This is a genomic window from Mediterraneibacter sp. HA8405, assembly GCF_056148955.1.
The window spans coordinates 945141-970746 of record NZ_CM148758.1 but is presented as its reverse complement, the minus strand read 5'-3'; the positions used below and the strand labels follow the sequence as shown (position 1 = coordinate 970746).

The window sequence follows — 25606 nt, the reverse complement described above, 5'->3', positions numbered from 1 at the left end:
AAATGATGCAGACAGTATCCTGCTCCCTTGCAGAAAACTGATCTTACATGGCCATTCCGCCGTCTACATTGAGCACCTGTCCTGTGATGTACCGTGCTCCTTCTGACGCCAGAAATGCGACTGCATTTGCGATATCTTCTGTCTCTCCGAATTTTCCGAGCGGAATCTGCGCTACTGCGCCTTCCTTTACCTTATCGGAAAGCACTTCTGTCATCTCTGTATTGATAAATCCCGGAGCAATTGCATTTACTGTAATGCCGCGGGATGCAAGCTCTCTTGCCGCAGACTTGGTCAGTCCGATCACACCTGCTTTTGACGCGGAGTAATTTGCCTGTCCCGCATTCCCGAGAACACCGGATACGGAAGACATGTTAATGATTCTTCCGCCTCTCTGCTTGATCATCTGGCGGGCCACAAAGCGGATACAGTTAAATGTCCCCTTCAGGTTTGTGTCCAGAACCGCGTCATAATCCTCTTCAGACATCTTCATCAGCAGGCCGTCTCTTGTAATTCCTGCGTTATTTACCAGGATGTCCACGCTTCCAAGTTCGGAAACGATCTCTTTGAACATTTCCTCGCAGGCTTTGTAATCTGATACATTACACTGTTTAATCTCAGCTTTTCCGCCTGCCTGCTCAATCTCAGCCTTTACCTCTTCCGCCCGCTCTCTGGAGCCGTTATAGTTGATCACAACGGTTGCTCCTTCAGATGCCAGCCGGATCGCGACGGCTCTTCCGATTCCTCTGGAAGCGCCTGTCACAACAGCAACTTTTCCATTTAACATAATTCACTTACCACCTTATCTACATCTTCCCATGTGCCGATATTATAAACTTTCACGTCCCGGTTGATCTTGCGCATAAATCCCGCCAGTGTTCTTCCCGGTCCAATCTCTACAAACGTGTCAACACCGTCGGCAATCATATTTTCCACACTCTGCTGCCATCTGACGGAAGATGCCACCTGCTTTGCAAGCAGCGCCTTTGTCTGACTGATATCCGACACATATTCCGCCGTAACATTTGTTACATACGGGATCTGAAGAGGAGACAGTTCCACGTTTTCCAGAACTTTTCCAAGCTCCTCTCCGGCTTCTGTCAGCATGGGAGAATGGAACGGACCGCTTACATTGAGCGGCATTACTCTCTTTGCCCCGGCTTCTTTGAGAGCTTCAGAAGCCTTCTCCACACTCTCTTTCCATCCGGTAATAACGATCTGTCCCGGGCAGTTGTAATTGGCGATTGTTACGCCATCGATTTCGTTTACAACTTTCTCTATAGCGTCGCCTGTCATTCCAAGAACCGCCGCCATGGATCCTTTTCCTCCCGGAACCGCGTTCTGCATGAGAATACCGCGCTTTCTTACTGTTGCAATCGCGTCTTCTGTGCTCATGCCGCCTGCGGAAGCAATGGCGCAGTACTCGCCCAGACTTAATCCGGCTGTAACATCCGGATTCAGGCCTCTTTCCCGTACCACATGCTCCATAGCCATACATACTGTCACCAGAGCAGCCTGTGTGTATTCTGTCTGATCCAGCTTATCATTTTCTTCAAAGCATAATGCTTTCATATCTATTCCCAGCAGTTCGGTGGCTTTATCAACCACCTGCCGTGCTGTTTCACTCTGTTCATAAAAATCTTTGCCCATTCCGGCTTTCTGGGCTCCCTGGCCCGGAAACATAAATGCGATTTTACTCATAAAATCCTTTTCCTCCGATCAGGTCATCTGTCTCCTTCACCAGTTTCCGGATCAGGTCATGACATGACATTTTTTCTTTTACCATACCTGCGATCTGGCCTGCCATCACGCTTCCGGTCTTTACATCTCCATCTACAACGGCTCTTCTTAAGCCGCCCAGAGTCAGGTGCTCCAGTTCCTCAAAAGAAGCTCCCTCCTGTTCTTTCTGAAGGTACTCTTTTGTCATCTGGTTTCTCAGAGCTCTTACCGGATGTCCGGTGGATCTTCCCGTTACTCTGGAATCAATGTCTCTTGCCTTGATGATCATGTCCTTATAATTCTCATGAACCTGAGACTCATTCGTAACTACAAAGTGAGTTCCCATCTGCACGCCCTGCGCGCCCAGCATGAATGCCGCAGCAATTCCTCTTCCGTCTGCGATACCTCCTGCCGCGATTACCGGGATGCTCACCGCATCCACAACCTGCGGTACAAGTACCATAGTTGTGTTCTCACCGATGTGGCCGCCTGCCTCTGTTCCTTCAGCAACAAGCGCGTCCGCGCCGCATCTCTCCATACGTTTCGCGAGAGCTACGGATGCGATTACCGGGATTACTTTTACTCCGGCTTCTTTCCACATCTTCATATATTTTTCCGGAGATCCGGCTCCTGTCGTAACGACTTTGACGCCTTCCTCCACGATCACTTTCGCCACATCATCCGCATAGGGACTCATCAGCATGATATTCACGCCGAAGGGCTTGTCCGTAATCTTCTTTGCTTCTCTGATCTGGTCACGCACCCATTCAGCCGGCGCGCTGGCTGCACCAATCAGCCCGAGGCCGCCGGCTTCGGATACGGCGGCTGCAAGATGATATTCAGCAACCCATGCCATTCCTCCCTGAATAATCGGATATTCAATTCCTAATAGTTCGGTTACCTTTGTCTTCATACTAACAACCTTTCTTTCTAAAAAAATAAATGAATTCTTTTCCTGTACGTTTCTGCTTATCCGCTGGTCAGGCGGATATCTGCAATCCGCCCCGCGGCTTCAGTTTAATTTATTTATGTGCTTCCAGATATTTCACAACATCACCGATTGTGTTGATCTGCTCAAGATCCTCAGACGGAATCTCCACGTCAAACTCTTCCTCAAATGCCATTACCATTTCAAATAAATCCAGGGAATCTGCACCCAGATCATCTTTGAAGGATGTCTCCTCTGTCAGCTCTGCCGCGTCTGCGTTTAATGATTCTGCTACGATTTCTTTGATTTTCTCTAACATGGTTCCTTTTCCTTTCTTTAAATAAGATTACTTTTGCCCCCTCGCACCAGGGAACGGTTGCTCTCCCATCCGGGAATATTTATTTTTGTAATCCGGCCCCGCCGGTAATTACCATTCTGTCATGCAGATCTTAATGCCGTTATATCATGCTACCACTCAAAAAGGCATGCCGCCCAGGTCAGACCTGCGCCGAAGCCGGAAAGTATAAGTTTCTGTCCTTTTGAGAACTTATTATTCCGGTTCATCTCATCCAGAAGGATAGGCACGGTAGCAGCGGATGTATTTGCATACTCCTCCAGATTCATGGGAAATCTGGAAATGTCTGTGTGCAGTCTCTTGGCTACCGCTTCTATAATTCTCCTGTTTGCCTGATGAAGAATAAAATAATCAATATCGTCTATTTCCATTCCGGCTTTTTCAAGCACTTCCTCCACAATCTCCGGGACCTTGCGCACAGCAAACTTAAATACGCCCTGGCCGTCCATATGAATGTAGGATTCTTTATCTTCCTCTCCCGGTTCCCGGCCTTTCCGGTGTCTGCTCAGTCCTGTAAGAGCCGGCCCTTTGATGCCGTCTGAGTGAGCTGCCATTATACACGGCTCGCCCTCTTCTGCCTGAAGAATGGCGGCTCCCGCTCCATCTCCGAAAAGGATACAGGTGCCTCTGTCTGTCCAGTCCACCATATTGCTCATGCTGTCCGCGCCGATTACCAGAATGGTCCGGTACAGCCCCGCGCTTATGTATGCCTGGGCTGTGTTAAACGCAAGTACGAAACCTGTGCACGCCGCATTCATATCAAATCCTGCCGCGTTTACTGCTCCGATCATCTTCTGCACCTCACATGCCGCGCAGGGAAATACTGTCTCCGACGATGAGGTCGCAACAAGAATCAGTTCAATTTCTTTCGGGTCTATGCCGCTCTGCTCAACAGCCCGCAGCGCTGCCTGGCCTGCCATATAGGAAGTCGTCTCGTCTTCTATGATATGGCGTCTGGCAATCCCCGTCCGCTCCCGGATCCACGCGTCATTTGTATCCACAATCCTGGACAGGTCGTCATTGTCCATAATATGGGGCGGCACATAAGAACCGGTTCCGCAAATTTTTCCTATCATAACTATTCTCCAACTCACCAAATTACTTTGACTCTTAAATACTTTGACTTTCAAAGTATATCACATCCTGTTCAATTGTCAATATATATTCCGTAATAATTTCGTAATAATTTTCGACATAAAATACGCCCGTTTTTCAACATAAAATAAAAGCAGAACTGAAACTGATTTTTCCTTCGTAAATCAATTTCAATTCTGCCTCTATGTACCAGAACATTCTTTTCTGTCTCCGGCTATTTCATCATAATCTCTGAAATGGCATCCAGAATCTTATCGTGACAGCCGCCACAGCCGGTAGAACAATGGGTAACTTTCTGAACCTCGTCAAAAGCTTCCAGAACATCACTGAATGAAGTCATCTGATGCAGAGCATTCTCAACATCCGCATAAGACACCTGCTTACAATTACAAATCATTCCTGTCTGCATAGCACACTCTCCTTTCTTCTACACCTATCATATACTACGGCAATAAAAAAAGCAATTTGAAATTTTTTATCAATAATTTCCAGTATCGCGCTGCATAAAAATCAACGGCGGTAAATTACAACATCTTTACAAAATCCAGCAGTTCTGCCAGCGTCCCCACATACTCCGATTCAATCGGCAGATTTTTCTTATTCTCCATTGTATCCGTTACAAGATATGTTTTCACGCCCAGACTCCGGATGGAAAGATCTTCTTCTACATCATTGCCCACCATCAGGCACTTCGACGGATCCAGGTCAAACTGTTCCAGTATTGCCTGAAAATACTTTGGATTCGGCTTGCAGTACACGCAGTCCTCATAGGTCGTAATCACCCTGAAGTCCTCCGCGTCCAGTCCGGCCCAGCGGATCCGGTTCAGAGTGGCGCACCGGGGAAACACCGGATTTGTGGCCAGATAAGTCTTCAGTCCTCTGGCTCTGGCAGCCTTCACAATCTGATCAGCCACAGGTGTGGGACTGGTCGTGCAGGCCGCCTGATTAAAAGCGTCTCCATAAAAAGAAAGGGCAATCCGCTCGGACTCTTTCGCCGGAACAGGCAGATCCTTATCTATATAGCTCCAGAATGCTTCCCGATTCGTCCGGGAGCCGTCGTTTTTCACCATCGCCTCATATCCGGCCCAGACAGAACCGATAAACTTTTTCGGGTCAATTGACACTCCCTGCTCCATATAGGATTTTGCCAGCAGCGGCATATAAAAACGTACAAACTCATCCTGTACCATAGGAAGCAGTGTGCCGTCAAGATCAAATAAAATATGTCTGATACTCATCTTCGGTCTCCTTATATAGTTTCATCTTTCTATTATTATAATTCTTCTTTTCGTTTAGGCAACCTTTTTTGCTTTCAGTTTCAGCTATAGAAACATTTACCTTAGCCTAATAATACACGTCCTCCATTGTCTGACACTCTACGGCATAACCACTTCTGCAAAAAAAAATGCTTCAACCCATTATTTACAAGGATTTGAAGCATCTCGCTCATGCCGCAGACCGGAATCGAACCGGTACGGGTATCACTACCCACGGGATTTTAAGTCCCGGGCGTCTGCCAGTTCCGCCACTGCGGCAGCTATAAAATTAGTTTTCTTATCACAACTGATAAGAAAAACGACCCAGAAGAGACTCGAACTCTCGACCTCCGCCGTGACAGGGCGGCGCTCTAACCAACTGAGCCACTGGGCCTTACTATATTATATAAGAAGCACTCAGCAGCTGACTTTCAGCGCTTATGTGCAAGTGGACCTTCGGGGACTCGAACCCAGGACCGACCGGTTATGAGCCGGTTGCTCTAACCAACTGAGCTAAAGGTCCAAAATGACAGCTGTTCCTTCCGGAACAAAGCCGATGATCGGACTCGAACCGATAACCTGCTGATTACAAATCAGCTGCTCTGCCAATTGAGCCACATCGGCGTATTTTGTCTTTTGCGGAGCAGCTGATTTGTAATCAGGCTCTGCCTGCGATTGACGTGGTCAATCTTACTGAATTGAGCCACATCGGCAGGTACAATGACCCCGACGGGAATCGAACCCGTGTTACCGCCGTGAAAGGGCGATGTCTTAACCGCTTGACCACGGGGCCATATCAATCTTCCACTGAGAAAATACCACTCAGCGGCAAACTATATACTATCATAAACACATCGCTTTTGCAAGCATTTTCTTTCCTCTTTTCTTATCTTTATTCCTTCAAATGACAGCATATCTCAACACTGCCTGCATACCGGATCTATCGCAGCACAATTATACATTATCCTGACTCCTGCAGGTACACTCTGCTTTTTTAATTTTCACAGATAAAAGCAGTGCCCCGGACTTTATCCGGGGACACTGTTTTTTCAATCATTTTTAATTATAATTTACAGTCTCAGCCGCGTTTTCTTCTGTAGATTACAGCTCCTCCCATAACAACGGATACTGCCAGTAATGCAACCATTGTTCCGATCGGAGTCATATCGCCTGTCTGAACTGCTTTGTCCTGATCTGCAGAGCCGCTTCCGCCGTTATTGCCGCCTGTTCCAGGTACATCGCTCGGATTATCCTGTCCCGGTTTATCTGTTCCAGGTTCATCTGTTCCAGGTTCATCTGTTCCCGGCTCGTCTGTTCCGGATACAGGTTTCAGTGCCTCTTCAGCCTGCTGAAGTGCCGCAAGCGCTGCATCAACATCTTCCTGAGTTGCATTCACATCTGCCAGAACTTCCTTTGCATTTGCGAGTGCTTCCTGATAAGCCTGCCAGCTTTCTTCTGTATACTTATCTTTCTCAGAATCTGCCAACGCATTATCTACAGCTGTCTGCAGTTCTGATTTGTCTACCGTCGGTGCGATAGTGTTGGCAAGAGCTGCCTCCAGTGCTTTATATGCATTGTAAACATCAACCTGTGTTGCCTCTCCATTGTCCAGAACCGCCTGGGCGTCTGCAATTGCCTGCTGAAGCGCTGCCCACTCTTCTTCACCATAGTTTTCCTGTAATGCATCTGCCGCAGAATCTACCAGTGCCTGAAGCTCGTCTTTATTCACTACAGACTGGGTTTCTTCCACTTTCACATATGCATGATATCTGTAATTGTAAGCATCGTACATCGGATAGAAGTTCAGTCCGTTTGTTACAAGATGCGGAACAGATCCGTCTTCAGCATCCGGTCCTGTTACAACTTCAACAGAATCTTCCAGGTTCTCGCTGAGAACTACTGTGTACCAGTTCATCGGTACATATGTTTCTCTTGTATCTTTTGCTACCATTACAAGCGGACCATACATCAGAGATGCTACTGTGCTTCCATCCACCTTATCCGGTGTCTTATCAAGGTGAAGTGTATACGGCATAGTAATTTCTACAACATCTCCGTCGCTCCATGTGCGGTCAATCTCAACGTATGTGCTTACTTCCGGATTTGTACAGATTGTTTCACCGTTTACCTTAACCTCAAATCCTTTTGTTGCCCAGTATGGAACTCTCAGCTTCATTGTAAAGTCGCCGGAGCCGTTTACAGTAAGTTTAGAATGTTCAGACGGGAAGTTTGTCTCCTGTTTTACGGATACGCCCATCTCATCCCATGTTACTGTTGTCGGCATGTACAGATTTACATATAATGTATCAGCTGATTTTGCGTATGCAGCTGCCTGATATTTTACATGGTTCTCCATACCGGTTCCGTTACAGCATGTGAATCCGCCGTAATCATAATCGTAATCACGTTTCTGGCCCGGATCGATCGGAAGCATGTAGGTTGTACCATTGTGCATCCAGTCTGTTGTATCATGGCTCTGGGAAGCAGCGATCTGATTGATCAGAGTTCTCTCATAGTAATCCATGTACTCTGCATTATCCGGATCATAGTTATAAAGGTCTTTTGTCAGCTTCAGCATATTGTAAGCTGCACATGTCTCGCAGTTCTCACCACGTCCTTCGTTTCCAAGGATATTATTTCCCTGGCGATAAGGATCTTTGAACATCTCACCTGTTCCAACGCCGCCAATTGAGTATGCATAGCGCTGTGTTACGATATTCCAGAAATTATAAGCTGTATTATAGTAAGATACATCTCCTGTTGCAGCATACTCATGGATTGCACCAACGATACGCGGAATATGCTGATTTGCATGTTTGCCCTGAACTACATCGATATTAGATGCCAGATCTGCAAACCATGTTTTGTGATCAAACATCTGAGCCGCTTCTTTGAACTGATCTTCATGTGTAATCTCATACAGTCTTGCAAGTGACTCGTTCATTCCGCCGTACTCACCTGCAATGTACATTGCCCACATCTGCTCACGCTGCTCTTCAGTTGTGCAGCCGTCAAGTCTTCTATAGATCCATGTACCGATTCCTTTCGCAATTTCAAGAGCTTCTTCATTTCCGCCATACTGATAGCAATCGATCAGACCTGCAGTAATCTTATGCAGTGTATAATACGGTGCCCAGATTGTTGCGTATGGAGTATACTGTTCAAGCAGTGCGAACTGATCCGGTGAATATGCGCTCAGGAAACCTTCACCCCATGTGCTCGGATCTGTGCTCCACTTGGACTGTGCGGCATCATTCGGTGTACACTTGGTCTCAAATTCTGCCGGATCACCTTTGGACAGAGCCTGGAGTTTTCCAAGTTCGGTAACCATGTAATCCATTTTCTCTTTGTACTCACTCTCACCTGTTGAAGCATAAGCCTGTGCCAGTGCAGACAGGAAGTGACCGGTTGAGTGTCCTCTTAACAGACCTGTCGGTTCTTCCCAGCCTGTCAGCGGCTGAGCGCCTTTTGTATCCTGTCCGAATGCCAGACGGAAGTTATACAGCATTCTGTCGGCATCCATAATCTTCAGATATTCAAGATCACGTGCCATGTTCTGTCCGAAAATTGTATTTGTTCCGTCAAGAGTGATATCACTAAGATCAAACTCTGATGTCATAGGAGCCGGAACTTCTGACATTGTATCCACTACAGATACACTGGCTGTTACTGTAATATCGTAATCTACAATCTGTCCGGTTACTTCCACTGTATCACCTGCTGTAGCAAACTGATCTACTGACAGATCTGTAGGCCATACAACCTTTTCTTTTCCGGTTGTGTCATTTTCATATGTAACATCAACATATCCCGGAAGAAGCGGAAGCGTATTTTTCACTGTTTCTACAACAACAGGTTCTACTTTGACAATATCTGTTTTCTCATATACAGGAACTACTGTTGCTGTAAACTCTTTAGTTGTAGAAAATCCATCATAAGAGATCGTTGCTGTCAGTGTTACATCAACCGGATTGCCAACCGGTCTTACTACTGTACCGTCTGTTGCAATAATATCCGGATGAGAGCTTTCCCATGTAATTGTCGATCCTCTTTCACCTGATGTCGGAAGTGTCAGATTATCATTTACTGCTGCAAGTCCTGAAAGCATCAGATCTTCTGCATCACCGTTTACAATTTCTTCTGCTGTAAGCTGCTGTTTCACAGTTACTTCAAATGTCTTTGTATCACTTGCGTCACCCGATGTAAGTGTTGCTGTCAGCGTTACAACCGCATCGCCATCTCCAGCTGTAGGTCTTGTAACAGTACCATCTGTTGCAATAACATCTTCATCTGAACTTGCCCAGCTAATGTCAGAACCTGCTGCTCCCTTGGTAGGAAGAGTCAGATTATCAATTACTGCGCTCAGATCGCCAAGATCCAGCCATTCTTTATCTTTTGCAACTTTCTCATCGTCAGGAATTGCGAACTCATCCGCTACCTGCTCTGCTGTCATTGCATAATCATAAATCTTAAAGTCAGCTACACGACCATCCATGATCGGGTTATTAAACTGTCCGTATCCGATCATAGCGTTGTCCGCATCCTCCAAAATGGAAAGATCTACATCTGTCTTCTCTGTTCCGATCAGCACACCATCTTCATAAAGAGACATTTCTTTTTCAGAACCATCGAAAGTCACTGTTGTGAATATCCATTTTCCGGTTTCAAGAGGCTGCTGCTTTTCCGGGCCTTTCTCATCGCCCCATCCGCTGTTTGTAATAGCTGCTGTGTAACCTACATGTCCCTGATTTGAGCCGTCGGCAATCAAATACATATAGGAAGTTGTATTAAAATCAGATGCACCTGACTTAAATCCAAAATCCCAGATTCTCTGATATGCTCCACCGGAAGTATCCATATTTACCCAGCAACTTACTGTCATATCTTCCAGACCATTGAACACACCTGACGGGAGCTCCACATATGTATTTGTATCACTCGGAGATCCGCCCTGGAAATCATATGCAGTATATTCTGTTCCGTAAATATTCACGTCTGCTGTTGTTACCTGTGAACCTGTCGGGCGGACAACTCCCGCATAACCGTTTCCGCTCATATCATTAACAATTGTTCCTGATTTCAGACTTTCGAAATCATACCAGAGAACAAGTCCGTCGTCCTCTCCTGCAGCCATTGCTACATTCGACAGCGGCAGAGCCGTCGCCGTCATGGCGAATGCCGCGCCAAACGCAATTCCTTTTCTTATCAAAGACTTAACTCTTTTCATTTTTTCCCCTTTCTTCGCTTTAAATATTATGATTAGATATTTTTCTCAGATTCAGCATTGCTGTCGTTTCTGCACATTGACTGAAACTCAGAAACGGTGCCTGCTGTATCGTCTCTATATCCTACCTCCTTTCTTTGTCTCATAAATTAAGGCTGCATTTTCAGTTTACAGAGGAATCTGAAGCTTTTCATTCTAATCTGTCATTCCTGCCTTCTGTATACCGCTCCGCCTTAATTCACTACCATGGTCTCTCTGAATGCCGTTGCGGCTTCCGGAGCAAATCTGATCATGCAAAAAGATTCTCCCCTGTCTTCACACCGCCCGGATATCGAAACGTTTTACCCACCGGCCGTTTCATTCAGATTTATGTTAAAGTTGGAACCCGCAACAATCATCTTGACTAACACGCTTTTAAAAAAACGCCCTGTTCGCTCTGACTGTCACAGGATCTTCCCATGTGTAGCTTGTCCACTTCTTGTTTGAGGCGCTCTTTTCGTAATACCAATAGAACAATACCCCATTATCATTACACATTACACTTAGTATAATCTTTCTGAATTTCAGTTACGATAGATTTTTTTTAGAATTTCATTGAATTTTTTTGAAATATAAAACGTTTTACATTCACTAAATGTCTCTTTTCCTGTGTCTGAATTCTTTCGGCGAACAATAATTATATTTCCGGAACAGATAGCTGAAATACTGAGGATCATTATATCCCACTTTGTATGCTATCTCAGCTATTTTCAGAGAAGAACACAGCAGCAGTTCCCTTGCTTTCTCCATACGCACTTCCGTTAAATATTCAACAAACGTTCTCCCGGTCTCCTTGCGGAAAACAGAGCTGAAATAGCTGGAATTCATATTTACATATGTGGCAACCGAATTCAGAGATATATTTTCTGACATATAATGTTCTTCCACATATTTTTTGGCGGTCTCTATAATACGCGTATATTTGTTTCCGCTCACCGCGTTGCGCCGCTCCAGCGTATCTGCAAGCATATCGTGAAGTATCACTTTCATCTGCTCCAGTGTATGAGCGCGCTGAATCCGCTCTATAAATTTTCCTATGTATTGTTCCTTTATTCTGTCAATTCCGTTCTGTTTATAAAAGGAATTGATGGTAATAAAAATGTCCACCGACAGATACTGTCTCATCAATAAGGACTGAAAATGTTCTTCCGGTATTTCCGAAAAATAAAAACCTATAAAACTATCAAGTTCTTCCACAGAACCTTTTACCAGAAATCGTTCGATAAGCAGTCTGCTATATTCCATTTTATCAAGATTCTCCGTGCTCAGAGATTCTTTTTCCTCCAGGCTGTCGTCCTCGACAACAATAATCTGGCCGGGATCAGAAATAAATCTTCTTGAAAAAATTCTGTCTGCAGTTTCAAATGCATTCTGCAATTGGCTGATCTGCCGCACACAGGATCCTGCTCCGCCAAAATACTCCAGTCCGGGATATTTCCTGATTATTCTCTCCAGACTGTTTTTCAGACGAATCGTCTCATCTCGGATTTCCTCCATGCTTTCGGCATGCAGAAGAAAAACCCATCGTTCGGAACTGCTTCTGAAACATGCAGCGACCTCTTTAAAGTCCTTATCTACACAATACTCAATTTCGCATCCTGCTTTCTCTGTTTCATCCCCCAGCTGATCGTCCCGGCCCGTCCACACCCGCAAAAACAGAAACCGATATATCCCCGGTCCCAGCTGTATCCCGATTATTGCTGCTCTTCTATGTGCTTCGTCCTCGGATATTTTTCCCTGAAGCAGTTCATTCAAAAGGCTCACTTTCATATGATTTAACATCCTGGAGTCAAACCTTTTCTTCCATTTCTGAAGTCTTCTGCCTTTTTTCTCTTTTTCAACCGCTTCCCGCAGCTGATTCAGACTCTCGGAAAGAATTTCCGGCTTAACCGGCTTGAGTAAATAATCGGCCACTCCAAGATTAACTGCCAGCCGCATATACTCAAAATCTTCATATTCACTTATAATTATAATTTTCGTGTCAGGAAGAGCGTCTCTGATCAGCCGGCTCAATTTATATCCGTCTATTACAGGCAGCTGAATATCTGTTATCAGTATGTCAGGTTTTTCCTTAAGGATTTTTGTGTATGCCTCTTTACCGTCCGCTGCCTCTCCTACGAATTCATACTCGCCGTTTTTCCTGTCAAGCGCATCTCTGACTGTATCACGAACAGATGATTCGTTCTCCGCAAGAAATACCTTAATCATATTTTTCCCCACTTTTTTTATGTTGCTTATAATTTTACCTTCTTTATTTCTATCAGGCAATTCTATTTTTCTCTGAAAAGGTTTATTTTTTCAGATTTTATGCATTTTCTATTTTTCTTCTTAATCATCAGATGCTTGTTTTCGGCAAACGAAAATCGGAATTTCTTATAAAAAAGCCCGACAGTAAAACTTAACATTTACCATCGGGCAACACACCGGAACCCATCCAGCAACGCAATTCCGGTTCATTTTTCGATTAACAATCAAATGACTGCTTTTTTCAGCAGACGGTCTATTTTGCCCCCAAGGGGCATGTTACAAAGTCAAAGCCCCCGATGGTCTTTGGCTCTCGCGGCAGTCGCCAAATGGACATGCGAGCATGTCCGCCAGGCTCGTTGCTTGCGGAAATAAATAAAACCCGTAAACGTTGAATTTACGGGCTTTGTGAGCTCCCCCTGTTGGACTTGAACCAACGACACTTCGGTTAACAGCCGAATGCTCTACCGACTGAGCTAAGGAGGAATATTTAATTATAAGATACATTCATGTACCTTCAAAACTACATACAAAGAATCAATTTATCATCCATCTTCACCTATTCCCGCTTTGGTTATGCCCTCGACCGATTAGTAACAGTCAGCTCCATGCGTTACCGCACTTCCACCTCTGCCCTATCTACCTCGTCGTCTTCAAGGGGTCTTACTAACTTGTCGTTATGGGATATCTCATCTTGAGGGGGGCTTCACGCTTAGATGCCTTCAGCGTTTATCCCTTCCCGGCTTGGCTACTCTGCTATGCTCTTGGTAAAACAACAGATACACCAGCGGCCAGTCCATCCCGGTCCTCTCGTACTAAGGACAGCTCCTCTCAAATATCCTACGCCCACGCCGGATAGGGACCGAACTGTCTCACGACGTTCTGAACCCAGCTCGCGTACCGCTTTAATGGGCGAACAGCCCAACCCTTGGGACCGACTACAGCCCCAGGATGCGATGAGCCGACATCGAGGTGCCAAACCACTCCGTCGATGTGAACTCTTGGGAGTGATAAGCCTGTTATCCCCAGGGTAGCTTTTATCCGTTGAGCGATGGCAATCCCACTTTATACCACCGGATCACTAAGTCCTACTTTCGTACCTGCTCCACCCGTCGGTGTCGCAGTCAAGCTCCCTTCTGCCTTTGCACTCTGCGAATGGTTTCCAACCATTCTGAGGGAACCTTTGAGCGCCTCCGATACCCTTTCGGAGGCGACCGCCCCAGTCAAACTCCCCACCTGACATTGTCCCCCAGCCGGATCACGGCTGCTGGTTAGAAACCCAGTACTGCAAGGGTGGTATCCCAACATTGGCTCCATGGCAACTGGCGTCACCACTTCTTAGCCTCCCACCTATCCTGTACATGCAATACCGAATCCCAGTATCAAGCTGGAGTAAAGCTCCATGGGGTCTTTCCGTCCTGGCGCAGGTAACCAGCATCTTCACTGGTATTTCAATTTCACCGGGTGCATTGTTGAGACAGTGCCCAAATCATTACGCCTTTCGTGCGGGTCGGAACTTACCCGACAAGGAATTTCGCTACCTTAGGACCGTTATAGTTACGGCCGCCGTTTACTGGGGCTTAAGTTCAAAGCTTCGCTTGCGCTAACCTCTCCCCTTAACCTTCCAGCACCGGGCAGGCGTCAGCCCATATACCTCACCTTTCGGTTTCGCATAGACCTGTGTTTTTGCTAAACAGTTGCTTGGGCCAATTCTCTGCGGCCTCTCTCGAGGCACTCCTTCTCCCGAAGTTACGGAGTCATTTTGCCGAGTTCCTTAACAATGCTTCTCCCGTCGGCCTTAGGATTCTCTCCTCATCCACCTGTGTCGGTTTACGGTACGGGTACCCTGCAAACAATAGCGGCTTTTCTTGGCAGTCAGCTCACGTGCTTCCCTACTTGTTTTCGGTCCGCGTCACGTCTTCGGATTGTGTACCGGATTTGCCTGATACACTCCTACCTCGCTTGCACCGGTCTTTCCATTCCCGGCTCACGCTCTCTGCCTGCGTCCCCACAGTTCTGTTACAGGATAGTACAGGAATTTCAACCTGTTATCCATCGACTACGCCTCTCGGCCTCGCCTTAGGTCCCGACTTACCCAGGGCAGATCAGCTTTACCCTGGAAACCTTAGATATTCGGCCGGAAGGATTCCCACCTTCCTCTCGCTACTCATTCCGGCATTCTCTCTTCTTAACCGTCCACGGCTCCTTCCGGTACCGCTTCGTCCAGTTAACAATGCTCCTCTACCGATTTACATTCGTAAATCCCTGAGCTTCGGCAGTGTGTTTCAGCCCCGGACATTTTCGGCGCAGGACCTCTCGACTAGTGAGCTATTACGCACTCTTTTAATGGATGGCTGCTTCTAAGCCAACATCCTAGTTGTCTTCGAAATCCCACATCCTTTTCCACTTAACACACATTTTGGGGCCTTAGCTGCAGGTCTGGGCTCTTTCCCTTTTGACCACCCAACTTATCTCGGATCGTCTGACTCCCATGCATCATCTACACAGCATTCGGAGTTTGATATCCCTTGGTAAGCTTTGACGCCCCCGCAGGAATTCAGTGCTCTACCTCCGTAAGATTAACATGAGGCTAGCCCTAAAGCTATTTCGAGGAGAACCAGCTATCTCCGGGTTCGATTGGAATTTCTCCCCTACCCACACCTCATCCCCACCCTTTTCAACGGATGTGGGTTCGGTCCTCCATTGCCTTTTACGGCAACTTCAACCTGGACATGGGTAGATCACCCGGTTTCGGGTCTGCTCCGACTGACTGTGGCCCTATTCAGACTTGGTTTCCCTTCGGCTCCGGACCTGAAGTCCTTAACCTCGCCAGCCAGCGCAACTCGCCGGACCGTTCTACAAAAAGTACGCGGTTCATCATATAAAGATGTTCCACAGCTTGTAAACATATGGTTTCAGGTTCTTTTTCACTCCCCTCCCGGGGTCCTTTTCACCTTTCCTTCACAGTACTATGCGCTATCGGTCACTAAGGAGTATTTAGCCTTACGGGGTGGTCCCCGCGTATTCAGTCAAGGTTCCACGTGTCTCGACCTACTCTGGATACCGCCATGTCAACTCGCCTTTCGCTTACGGGGCTTTCACCCTCTCTGGCCGGCTTTCCCAAAACCGTTCTGCTAGGCTTATTGAATCAATTCCGCGGTCCGAACCCCAGGATGCACGCACCCTGGTTTGGGCTCTTCCGTTTTCGCTCGCCGCTACTCACAGAATCACATGTTGTTTTCTCTTCCTCCGGCTACTTAGATGTTTCAGTTCACCGGGTTCCCTTCCCTGAGTTATGGATTGGCTCAGGGACGACTGAGGTTTGCTCAGCCAGGTTTCCCCATTCGGATATCTCCGGATCGATGGGTATTTGCCCCTCCCCGAAGCTTTTCGCAGCTTATCACGTCCTTCATCGGCTCTTAGTGCCAAGGCATCCACCATACGCTCTTATCAGCATAACCAAACGATTCAGATCCACGGGAATGGATCTTCCTCTACACATGTATAGCGTTACATGTGTTGGCAATAGGCCAATTTATTTTAAGTCTGTTTTCTTCAGACTGTATTGTTAATGTTGTTAAATAACATTACCTCGGATGTCTTGTATAAGATATATAAGATCTTATATCATTGATTTTTCTCTGTATGCAGTTTTCAAGGTACATTCAGATACGAATATCTAAAACTCTTAGAGCTTCGCATCTGCTTCTGACTGATTGTTTATCAGTCATCAGAACTCAAAACTTCTTTTGAACTCTGATCACTGGTAAACCCAGCGTTAACAGCACTGCCCTGCTGATTGGGTTGGCCCGACGGATTGTTGTCCGCCCATACCAGTATTTATGTTCAACTTCGATGGCGTTTCCATCTTAGTTTCTTTTCTTTAAATTTGGCGGCCACCTACTCTCCCACACCGTCTCCAGTGCAGTACCATCGGCCGTCCGGGTCTTAACCATCGTGTTCGGGATGGGAACGGGTGTTGCCCCCGGGCGCATCGCCACCAAAAAAGCCTGAGTTCTTAGCGAGGTCTTTTCGAGCTTAGAACCAAGCTTGTTCGCCGCGCTTGGTGAGGTCCTTTCGAACCTGGCAAGGCGAACCCTTCTGTTCTTATGCTCTTTCCTCGACTTGATAACTCGACAATAGACAACAGCTCTTTACTTCTTCTTCCGTTTTAGTTAGATTGCTCCAGGCGGAAAAAGTTATTTCCTCCGTTTTAGTTGGATTGCTCCGGACGGAAAAAGTTATTTCTTCCTTAGAAAGGAGGTGATCCAGCCGCACCTTCCGATACGGCTACCTTGTTACGACTTCACCCCAGTTATCGGTCCCACCTTCGGCAGCTCCCTCCTTTCGGTTGGGTCACTGACTTCGGGCGTTACCAACTCCCATGGTGTGACGGGCGGTGTGTACAAGACCCGGGAACGTATTCACCGCGACATTCTGATTCGCGATTACTAGCGATTCCAGCTTCATGTAGTCGAGTTGCAGACTACAATCCGAACTGAGACGTTATTTTTGAGATTTGCTCGGCCTCGCGGCTCTGCCTCCCTTTGTTTACGCCATTGTAGCACGTGTGTAGCCCTGCCCATAAGGGGCATGATGATTTGACGTCATCCCCACCTTCCTCCAGGTTATCCCTGGCAGTCTCTCCAGAGTGCCCGGCCTGGCCGCTGGCTACTGAAGATAAGGGTTGCGCTCGTTGCGGGACTTAACCCAACATCTCACGACACGAGCTGACGACAACCATGCACCACCTGTCTCGAATGTCCCGAAGGAAAGGTGACATTACTCACCGGTCATTCGGATGTCAAGGGCAGGTAAGGTTCTTCGCGTTGCTTCGAATTAAACCACATGCTCCACCGCTTGTGCGGGTCCCCGTCAATTCCTTTGAGTTTCATTCTTGCGAACGTACTCCCCAGGTGGACTACTTATTGCGTTTGCTGCGGCACCGACAGGCTTTGCCTGCCAACACCTAGTAGTCATCGTTTACGGCGTGGACTACCAGGGTATCTAATCCTGTTTGCTCCCCACGCTTTCGAGCCTCAACGTCAGTTACTGTCCAGTAAGCCGCCTTCGCCACTGGTGTTCCTCCTAATATCTACGCATTTCACCGCTACACTAGGAATTCCACTTACCTCTCCAGCACTCTAGATAAACAGTTTCCAAAGCAGTCCCGGGGTTGAGCCCCGGGCTTTCACTTCAGACTTGCCTATCCGTCTACGCTCCCTTTACACCCAGTAAATCCGGATAACGCTTGCACCATACGTATTACCGCGGCTGCTGGCACGTATTTAGCCGGTGCTTCTTAGTCAGGTACCGTCATTTTCTTCCCTGCTGATAGAGCTTTACATACCGAAATACTTCTTCGCTCACGCGGCGTCGCTGCATCAGGGTTTCCCCCATTGTGCAATATTCCCCACTGCTGCCTCCCGTAGGAGTTTGGGCCGTGTCTCAGTCCCAATGTGGCCGGTCACCCTCTCAGGTCGGCTACTGATCGTTGCCTTGGTGGGCCGTTACCTCACCAACTAGCTAATCAGACGCGGGTCCATCCCATACCACCGGAGTTTTTACCCCTGCACCATGCGGTGCTGTGGTCTTATGCGGTATTAGCAGTCATTTCTAACTGTTATCCCCCTGTATGGGGCAGGTTACCCACGCGTTACTCACCCGTCCGCCGCTCAGTCACAAAACTTTTCAATCCGAAGAAATCAAAGTAAAGTGCTTCGCTCGACTTGCATGTGTTAGGCACGCCGCCAGCGTTCATCCTGAGCCAGGATCAAACTCTCGTTAAAAATGTTTGTTCCAAGTTCAGAACTAACTACTAGCTAATTCTTCCCTTTTTACTGTTTGTTTGGCATTGAACACTTGATGAGGTCTTTCACGAATCTGGTGTGAAAGCCGTTCGACGGAGTCGAACCTCATTGTTCAATGACGTTCTTAGAAATTTTCTCTTCAAAGAAATTTTCAAGGGTTGTTGTCTATTGTTCAGTTATCAAGGTTCCTGTCGTTCTCTCTCAAGCGACAGCTTTGATATTTTATCAAATCTGTTCCGCTTTGTCAAGAACTTTTTTTATTTTTCTTTGTTTTTCGCTGTCCCTCATGAGTCAGCTTTAATATATTACCACTTTCAATCGCTATATGTCAACTGTTTTTTACAGTTTTTTCAACTTATTTCTCAGTTTCCATTATGCAATTATATATGGTGGTTTTGCATGATATCATCCACCATTCAACTTGCCTTTCATAAAACATACTTCTCATTCCTTCCAGAGACAGGCACCCCTGTTCTGAAGAGAAAAAGAAAAACTACTGGTTTGCTTCCAGCAGTTTCTGGATAATATCAAACGGAGAAGGAGGGATTTGAACCCTCGCGCCGCTACTAACGACCTACTCCCTTTCCAGGGGAGCCCCTTCGGCCAGCTTGGGTACTTCTCCACAAAGCGGAGAGGGTGGGATTCGAACCCACGCGCCCTTTCGGACAAACGGTTTTCAAGACCGCCTCGTTATGACCACTTCGATACCTCTCCATCTCTCACCGTATAGTGAGTTGAATTGTAACACCGCTTTTTGCGACGGTGTTTATTCTATCATATACCTAAAACTTCTGTCAATAGATTTTTCAGATTTTATACTGCAGTTTGTAACAGTTTGTCAGGACGACCGGATTGCCGGGTTTTGTATCGCAAAAAAAACAGTTTATTCAGCATTTTCAAATCATAAACATAAGTCCGGATCAAGAAACTTATCTCTGCAAAAACCCTTCTCCGATTTCCAGATCTTCAGGTGTAGTAATTTTTATATTTTCATAGGAACCCCGAAAAAGTTTTACCGGGAAACGGAGCATCTGCTCTACAGCCATGGCATCGTCTGTCACACCGATATCTTTTTTCTGCATAAGCCGGGAATATGCTTCTTTTATCAAAGATGTTTCAAATACCTGAGGCGTCTGTATCATCCATAATGTATTTCTATCGGGTGTCGCCTTTACAAATCCGCTCTCATCCGCAATCTTTATAGTGTCCTTTACCGGCATACCGGCTGCGCAGGCACTGTGCTGAGAGACGCAGTCGTATGCTCTTTCAATTATCCCTGCGTCAACAAATGGCCTGGCTCCGTCATGAATGAACACATATCCTTCCGAAGCCGCCTGAAGGCCGTTCCAGACAGAATGATACCGTTCCGCTCCGCCTTCCACAATTTTTTTCACCTTGGTAATATGGTAAGGAGACAGAATCTGCTCCCGGCAGTATTCCTCTTCTCCGGCTCCGGTTACAAGGATAATCTCATCAATATAATCTGAGTCCTGAAATACTTCCAGAGAATAAACAAGCACCGGCTTTCCTCCCAGAAGAAGATATTGTTTATGCACTTTGGAACCCATACGCTTTCCGCTGCCCCCGGCCAGCACAATTGCTGTACAATACTTTTTCTCCACTGTCTTACCTCTCTCCCAGTTTCAGATTCGGCACCGCATTCAGATCCCAGCCATGGCGTGTTCCCGCAAGGAACTCATAATAACCCGCCGCGCCTATCATTGCCGCATTATCTGTACAGTAAACCGGCGAAGGATGAAAAAACCGGATCTTCCTCTCTCCACACGCCTGTTTCATTGCCGCGCGCAGCGCTGTATTGGATGCCACGCCTCCTGCAATGGCAAATTTATATATACCGAAATTTTCTGCCGCTTTCATAGAATTTTCCACCAGTACTTCCACAACCGCCTTCTGGAATGAGGCTGCAATATCTGCAGGATCATAACTCTCCCCTTTCATTTTGCAGCCATTGATATAGTTAAGTACCGCTGATTTCAGTCCGCTGAAACTGAAGTCATACTCTGCTCCTTCGATGTGCGCTTTTGGGAATGTAATGGCATCCGGGTTTCCTTCCTTTGCGATCCGGTCTATTTTGGGACCTCCCGGGTATCCCAGACCGATAGCTCTCGCCACTTTGTCATATGCCTCTCCGGCAGCGTCATCTCTGGTTCTTCCCAGGATCTCATATTTCCCATAATCTCTTACAAGAACAAGATGAGTATGTCCGCCTGATGCGACCAGACATAAAAAAGGCGGTTCAAGATCCGGATGTTCAATATAATTTGCCGAAATATGTCCCTCAATGTGATGAACACCAACAAGGGGCAGCTGCCGGGCATATGCAATCGCTTTTGCCTCAGCAACACCTACAAGAAGCGCGCCTACAAGTCCCGGTCCGTATGTTACTGCAACAGCATCAATGTCTTCCAGGGTAACATCCGCCTCTTTCAGGGCTTCTTCTATCACCTGATTAATCTTTTCTATATGTTTTCTGGATGCAATCTCCGGCACAACTCCGCCATACAGTTTGTGAAGGTCAATCTGGGATGAAATAATATTGGACAGTACTTCTCTGCCATTATGCACGACTGCCGCCGCAGTTTCATCACAGGAAGACTCGATTGCAAGTATATTAATATCTTTGATTTCTTTCATCTTGTTTCCTTAGCCTCCTCAAACATCAGCTCCGTTGTCATTCCATCTTTTCCCGCCTTGGCAGCGGGAAAAATTTTGCGCACTTCCTCCATATACTGCTCTGGCCGGGTCAGAGACGGACTGTAGTGTGTCAGCCACATTTCCCGGACCTGAGCTTTTTTTGCCAGGGCCGCCGCCTCATAAAATGTCATATGCTTATACTCCACGGCCTTCGCTGCCTTCTCCTTTTCACCATACATGCCTTCGCAGATAAAAAGATCTGACTTTTCAGCATTTTTCCAAATAGAATCTGCAGGTCTGGTGTCGGTAGTATAGGTCAGCTTGATTCCTTTCCGGGCAGGACCCAGAACCATATCCGGAGTAAATATTTTTCCATCCGCTTCAATGATCTCTCCGGCCTGCAGTCTGCTCCAGTATGGAAGAGGGATCCCCTGTTCCTTCGCTCTGACAGCATCGAATTTTCCGGCTCTGTCAATCTCCAGTGTATATCCGTAACAGAGTACATTATGATTTACCCGGAATGCCTTCAGGCGGTAGCCATTCAGCTCAAATGTCTGCTCCGCGCCCTGGATTTCTTTATATATAACCGGAAAAGGCAGCTCCGGAGCAATTACCCGCAGACTGCTTACCACCCGTTCCAGTCCCTTTGGACCGATCATAGTCAGAGGCCCCCTCCGATCCGCGTTCCCCATTGTAAGCAGAAGGCCGGGAAGGCCGCTGATATGGTCGCCATGATAATGAGTAAAGCAGATCACGTCAATCGGCTTAAAACTCCATCCTTTTTCTTTCATCGCAATCTGGGTTCCTTCCCCGCAGTCAATAAGCAGGCTGCTGCCGTTAAACCGGGTCAGCAGAGCCGTCAGATAGCGGTACGGCAGAGGCATCATTCCCCCGCTTCCCAGCAAACAAACATCTAACATACTATTCCCCGTTCTATTCTTCAATTCTGGCAGGTATCTGAAAAGAAGCCAGCAGCTCATCATAACAGGATTCACATAAATCAAAACTGTGCCTTTCTCCATCCTTTTCAGAAAAATATCCCCATGTGTAATCCACACTGAATACCCCTTCCCCGGGGTATCCGGCAACCGCCGGGATTTCCCTGCCACATTTGTTACAAATTATTTTTTTAATCTCTTTTGTTTCTTTTATCTGATACTGGCGCATACAATTTCCTCCTGTGTCCGCGGTGTTTCCATCGCTTTTTCTACGTCCACACTATAACATGAACACAGGACAATTCCCAGTGGGAACTTCTGCCGGAACTGCAGAACAGTTTCCAGAAAAGGAAACGTTCTTTCTATCGTGTAACCCCTTCCGGATTTCCATTCTTCTTTTCTGCAGGACGACTCATCAGAATGGCGTCCTCCTCCGGATCTTCGTAGAATTTCTGCCGGATTCCGTCCTCTCTGAACCCTGCCGATTCGTACAGCGCTCTTGCTGCTTTATTGCTCACCCTTACATCAAGAAGGATCCGGGCAATCCCCTGTTCCGCGCATTCTTTTTCCAGCGCCGCGAGAAGGGCTTTCGCGGCTCCCTGCCTCTGCAGCTCTTTTACCACGCCGATTCTGGCGATCTCCGCTTCTCCGGCCGCCGCATATGCCAGCAGATACCCGGCTGTACGTCCGGCTTTCTCCGCAATAAGACATATGGTTCCCGGCTGCTGCCATGTTTCCAGCACCGACTTCTCACTCCAGGCGTCCGGAAAAAGCTGATGTTCCATTTCCGCTGTGACGGCCGCGTCTTCCATAGTCATCTTCCGTACCTCAGGCACTGCATTTTTCTCACGTTCCGCTCTCTCACGTTCCGCCTGAGATACCCGCAGGTATTCGGGTTTATGCTCTGCCGCCGTCTCGTAATTTCCCATCTCATAATACCGGATCCCCAGAGCACCTACCACGGCGGCTCTCTGCCGGTTCATATAAGACGGCGCAAAGGAGCATGGAACCTTCAGATGCTGAATAAGAATATCACGGTACACCGGCACTCCGTCCCCGAGAAATATAACAGGACGTCCGTAATTGTTCAGCCGACGGATCAGATCACTCACCGGCGCTGCCATCTGCATCTTCAGAACCCTGAAAGCGTATTCCCGCACCTGATTTTCTTCTGTCCCTGAATCTTTCGTTGAAAAAGTATACAGTCCGGTATACACCTGATTTCTCCGTGCGTCCATAATCGGACAGATAATATCCTGGCATCCGTACACACTATAAGCCAGCGCATCGACCGTCGGCACGTGAACCAGCGGCTTATTCAGCGCAAGGCCCAGGCCCTTCGCCGTTGCCGAGCCGATTCTCAGTCCCGTAAAAGATCCCGGACCGCCCGATACCGCTATGGCATCAACTGAAGCAATATCCATTTCGACCATTTCCAGCATCTCGCTTATCATAGGAAGAAGCGTCTGCGAATGGGTCTTTTTATAATCCACTGTATACTCCGCAATTGTCCGGTCATCCTCCACCAGCGCCACGGTGGCCGTCAGCCCGGAACTGTCTATCGCTAATATCTTCATACTGTTTCCTTTCTGCAGGCTGCTGCATCTCTCCTGCATCTGCGCTCTGCGCGCAAAGGCGCTGCCGCAGAAACAGACGGGATCTCCTCCATCTCTGCGGCAGCACCGCTGCTTTATCTTCCCAGTTCTCTGATTGTGATTTTTCTGTAATCAAAGCCCTGTTCCAGATCCTTTTCTATCCGGACCTCTGTCCGCTTTTCCGGGAGAATCTCTTCAATCAGATCTGCCCACTCAATCAGGGACACCCCGTCCCCCATAATATAATCATCAAATCCCACTTCATCCATCTCTTCCACATCCCCGATCCGGTAGACGTCAAAATGGTAAAACGGGAGCCGTCCTTCTTCATAAACCTGGACAATTGTAAATGTAGGGCTGCTGACCGGTTCCGTAATTTCCAGTCCTCTGGCAAGCCCCTGGGTGAACACGGTCTTGCCCACGCCAAGATCTCCCATCAGGGTAAATACCTGTCCGGGGACAGCTGTCTCGCCCAGCTTTCTCCCTGTCTCAAAGGTCTCCTCCGGGCTTCTTGTCTCTATAACCATACAGGTTCCTCTTTTCCGGATTAGTGGTGGAACAGGCGGATTCCTGTAAACGCCATTACCATGCCGTACTTATCACAGGTCTGGATTACATTATCATCTCTCACGGATCCGCCGGGCTGGGCAATGTATTTCACACCGCTCTTATGCGCGCGCTCAATATTATCACCGAACGGGAAAAACGCGTCTGAACCAAGAGCTACATCTGTCATCTTATCCAGCCATGCTCTCTTCTCCTCGCGGGTAAATACTTCCGGTTTCTCCGTGAAAATATTTTCCCATGCGCCGTCCGCGAGTACATCCATATATTCCTCACCAATGTACAGATCGATGGCATTATCTCTGTCCGCGCGCTTGATTCCTTCTTTGAACGGCAGTTCCATTACCTTCGGGCACTGTCTGAGCCACCAGTTGTCCGCCTTCTGTCCTGCCAGACGCGTACAGTGAATACGGGACTGCTGTCCTGCGCCGATGCCGATTGCCTGTCCGCCTTTTACATAGCAGACGGAATTTGACTGCGTATATTTCAAAGTGATCATGGCAACTGCCAGATCCATCTTCGCCTCGTCAGTCATATCTTTATTTTCAGTCACAATATCTGAGAAGAAATCTTTGTCGATATTGAGTTCGTTTCTTCCCTGTTCGAAAGTAATGCCGAAAACTTCCTTGTGTTCCAGAGCCGCCGGCACATAATCCGGCTCGATCTGGATTACATTATAATTGCCTTTTTTCTTCTGTTTCAGGAGTTCCAGCGCTTCCGGCTCATATCCCGGAGCGATCACGCCGTCGGATACCTCTCTTTTAATCAGACGGGCCGTGTCCACGTCACACACGTCGGACAGTGCGATAAAATCGCCGAAGGAAGACATTCTGTCCGCGCCTCTGGCTCTTGCATAAGCGCTCGCGAGAGGAGAAAGATCGCCCAGATCATCCACCCAGTAGATCTTCGCAAGTGTATCAGTAAGGGGAAGTCCTACGGCAGCTCCTGCCGGTGATACATGCTTGAATGATGTAGCTGCCGGAAGTCCGGTCGCTTTTTTCAGCTCTGATACAAGCTGCCAGCCGTTAAATGCGTCCAGGAAATTGATATATCCCGGCCGGCCGCAGAGTACCTGGATAGGCAGGTCACTTCCGTCACTCATATAGATTTTTGACGGTTTCTGATTTGGGTTACATCCGTATTTCAGTTCTAATTCTTTCATCTTTACCTCCTGTGCCGCGCTTATA

The 25606-nt window shown here is 47.3% G+C and carries 16 protein-coding genes, 8 tRNA genes and 3 rRNA genes; all 27 read right to left on the bottom strand.

Annotated features, from left to right (window positions below; translation table 11 throughout):
• Positions 1-43: 43 nt before the first annotated feature.
• Positions 44-784: a 3-oxoacyl-[acyl-carrier-protein] reductase gene (gene fabG / locus AC0QUU_RS04525; protein WP_474544869.1), complete on the bottom strand. Its 741-nt coding sequence runs from the start codon at positions 782-784 to the stop codon at positions 44-46.
• Positions 778-1698 carry an ACP S-malonyltransferase gene (fabD, locus tag AC0QUU_RS04520; RefSeq protein ID WP_474544868.1) on the bottom strand — a complete coding sequence of 307 codons (921 nt, stop codon included), beginning with the start codon at positions 1696-1698 and terminating at the stop codon, positions 778-780. The genes fabG and fabD overlap by 7 nt, the downstream gene beginning before the upstream one ends.
• On the bottom strand, positions 1691-2656 hold the full coding sequence (gene fabK, locus AC0QUU_RS04515; RefSeq protein WP_474545518.1) for an enoyl-[acyl-carrier-protein] reductase FabK: 966 nt from the start codon (positions 2654-2656) through the stop codon (positions 1691-1693). The genes fabD and fabK overlap by 8 nt, the downstream gene beginning before the upstream one ends.
• A gap of 82 nt (positions 2657-2738) precedes the next feature.
• Positions 2739-2963: an acyl carrier protein gene (locus AC0QUU_RS04510; RefSeq protein WP_474544867.1), complete on the bottom strand. Its 225-nt coding sequence runs from the start codon at positions 2961-2963 to the stop codon at positions 2739-2741.
• Positions 2964-3112: 149 nt separating this feature from the next.
• Complete coding sequence (locus AC0QUU_RS04505) at positions 3113-4075, bottom strand: beta-ketoacyl-ACP synthase III (protein WP_474544866.1); 963 nt, start codon at positions 4073-4075, stop codon at positions 3113-3115.
• A 233-nt stretch (positions 4076-4308) separates the two neighbouring features.
• Positions 4309-4503 (bottom strand): (2Fe-2S)-binding protein, encoded by a 195-nt coding sequence (locus AC0QUU_RS04500; protein WP_474544865.1) that lies wholly within the window; start codon positions 4501-4503, stop codon positions 4309-4311.
• 115 nt (positions 4504-4618) lie between these two features.
• Entirely contained in the window at positions 4619-5332 is a 714-nt protein-coding gene (locus tag AC0QUU_RS04495) for an HAD family hydrolase (protein ID WP_474544864.1), read from the bottom strand.
• A 211-nt stretch (positions 5333-5543) separates the two neighbouring features.
• Positions 5544-5629, bottom strand: a tRNA-Leu gene (locus AC0QUU_RS04490).
• 41 nt (positions 5630-5670) lie between these two features.
• A tRNA-Asp gene (locus tag AC0QUU_RS04485) sits at positions 5671-5744 on the bottom strand.
• Between the two features lie 55 nt (positions 5745-5799).
• Positions 5800-5873: transfer RNA gene (locus AC0QUU_RS04480), tRNA-Ile, on the bottom strand.
• A gap of 28 nt (positions 5874-5901) precedes the next feature.
• Positions 5902-5974: transfer RNA gene (locus tag AC0QUU_RS04475), tRNA-Thr, on the bottom strand.
• 97 nt (positions 5975-6071) lie between these two features.
• A tRNA-Glu gene (locus AC0QUU_RS04470) sits at positions 6072-6143 on the bottom strand.
• Between the two features lie 285 nt (positions 6144-6428).
• Positions 6429-10577, bottom strand: coding sequence for a beta-L-arabinofuranosidase domain-containing protein (locus AC0QUU_RS04465; RefSeq protein WP_474544863.1), 4149 nt, complete (start codon positions 10575-10577; stop codon positions 6429-6431).
• 627 nt (positions 10578-11204) lie between these two features.
• Positions 11205-12821, bottom strand: a complete 1617-nt coding sequence (locus AC0QUU_RS04460; protein ID WP_474544862.1) for a response regulator transcription factor — start codon at positions 12819-12821, stop codon at positions 11205-11207.
• Between the two features lie 449 nt (positions 12822-13270).
• Positions 13271-13343: transfer RNA gene (locus tag AC0QUU_RS04455), tRNA-Asn, on the bottom strand.
• 84 nt (positions 13344-13427) lie between these two features.
• Positions 13428-16318: ribosomal RNA gene (locus AC0QUU_RS04450) — 23S ribosomal RNA — on the bottom strand.
• A gap of 426 nt (positions 16319-16744) precedes the next feature.
• Positions 16745-16862: ribosomal RNA gene (gene rrf / locus AC0QUU_RS04445) — 5S ribosomal RNA — on the bottom strand.
• A 251-nt stretch (positions 16863-17113) separates the two neighbouring features.
• Positions 17114-18646, bottom strand: a 16S ribosomal RNA gene (locus AC0QUU_RS04440).
• The 16S, 23S and 5S rRNA genes sit together here with 1 tRNA gene alongside, the layout of an rRNA operon.
• 553 nt (positions 18647-19199) lie before the next feature.
• A tRNA-Ser gene (locus AC0QUU_RS04435) sits at positions 19200-19289 on the bottom strand.
• A 6-nt stretch (positions 19290-19295) separates the two neighbouring features.
• Positions 19296-19381: transfer RNA gene (locus AC0QUU_RS04430), tRNA-Ser, on the bottom strand.
• A gap of 215 nt (positions 19382-19596) precedes the next feature.
• Positions 19597-20289, bottom strand: a complete 693-nt coding sequence (gene ispD, locus AC0QUU_RS04425; protein ID WP_474544861.1) for a 2-C-methyl-D-erythritol 4-phosphate cytidylyltransferase — start codon at positions 20287-20289, stop codon at positions 19597-19599.
• Positions 20290-20293: 4 nt separating this feature from the next.
• The gene (tsaD, locus tag AC0QUU_RS04420) at positions 20294-21322 is read right to left on the bottom strand and encodes a tRNA (adenosine(37)-N6)-threonylcarbamoyltransferase complex transferase subunit TsaD (protein ID WP_474544860.1); all 1029 of its coding nucleotides are present in this window, start codon (positions 21320-21322) and stop codon (positions 20294-20296) included.
• On the bottom strand, positions 21319-22242 hold the full coding sequence (locus tag AC0QUU_RS04415; protein ID WP_474544859.1) for a ribonuclease Z: 924 nt from the start codon (positions 22240-22242) through the stop codon (positions 21319-21321). The genes tsaD and AC0QUU_RS04415 overlap by 4 nt, the downstream gene beginning before the upstream one ends.
• Positions 22243-22255: 13 nt before the next feature.
• Positions 22256-22489: a hypothetical protein gene (locus tag AC0QUU_RS04410; protein WP_474544857.1), complete on the bottom strand. Its 234-nt coding sequence runs from the start codon at positions 22487-22489 to the stop codon at positions 22256-22258.
• Positions 22490-22622: 133 nt separating this feature from the next.
• Complete coding sequence (gene tsaB / locus AC0QUU_RS04405) at positions 22623-23837, bottom strand: tRNA (adenosine(37)-N6)-threonylcarbamoyltransferase complex dimerization subunit type 1 TsaB (RefSeq protein WP_474544856.1); 1215 nt, start codon at positions 23835-23837, stop codon at positions 22623-22625.
• Between the two features lie 113 nt (positions 23838-23950).
• Complete coding sequence (gene tsaE, locus AC0QUU_RS04400; RefSeq protein WP_474544855.1) at positions 23951-24382, bottom strand: tRNA (adenosine(37)-N6)-threonylcarbamoyltransferase complex ATPase subunit type 1 TsaE; 432 nt, start codon at positions 24380-24382, stop codon at positions 23951-23953.
• Between the two features lie 20 nt (positions 24383-24402).
• The gene (locus AC0QUU_RS04395) at positions 24403-25581 is read right to left on the bottom strand and encodes a phosphoribosylaminoimidazolecarboxamide formyltransferase (RefSeq protein ID WP_474544854.1); all 1179 of its coding nucleotides are present in this window, start codon (positions 25579-25581) and stop codon (positions 24403-24405) included.
• Positions 25582-25606 lie beyond the last annotated feature (25 nt).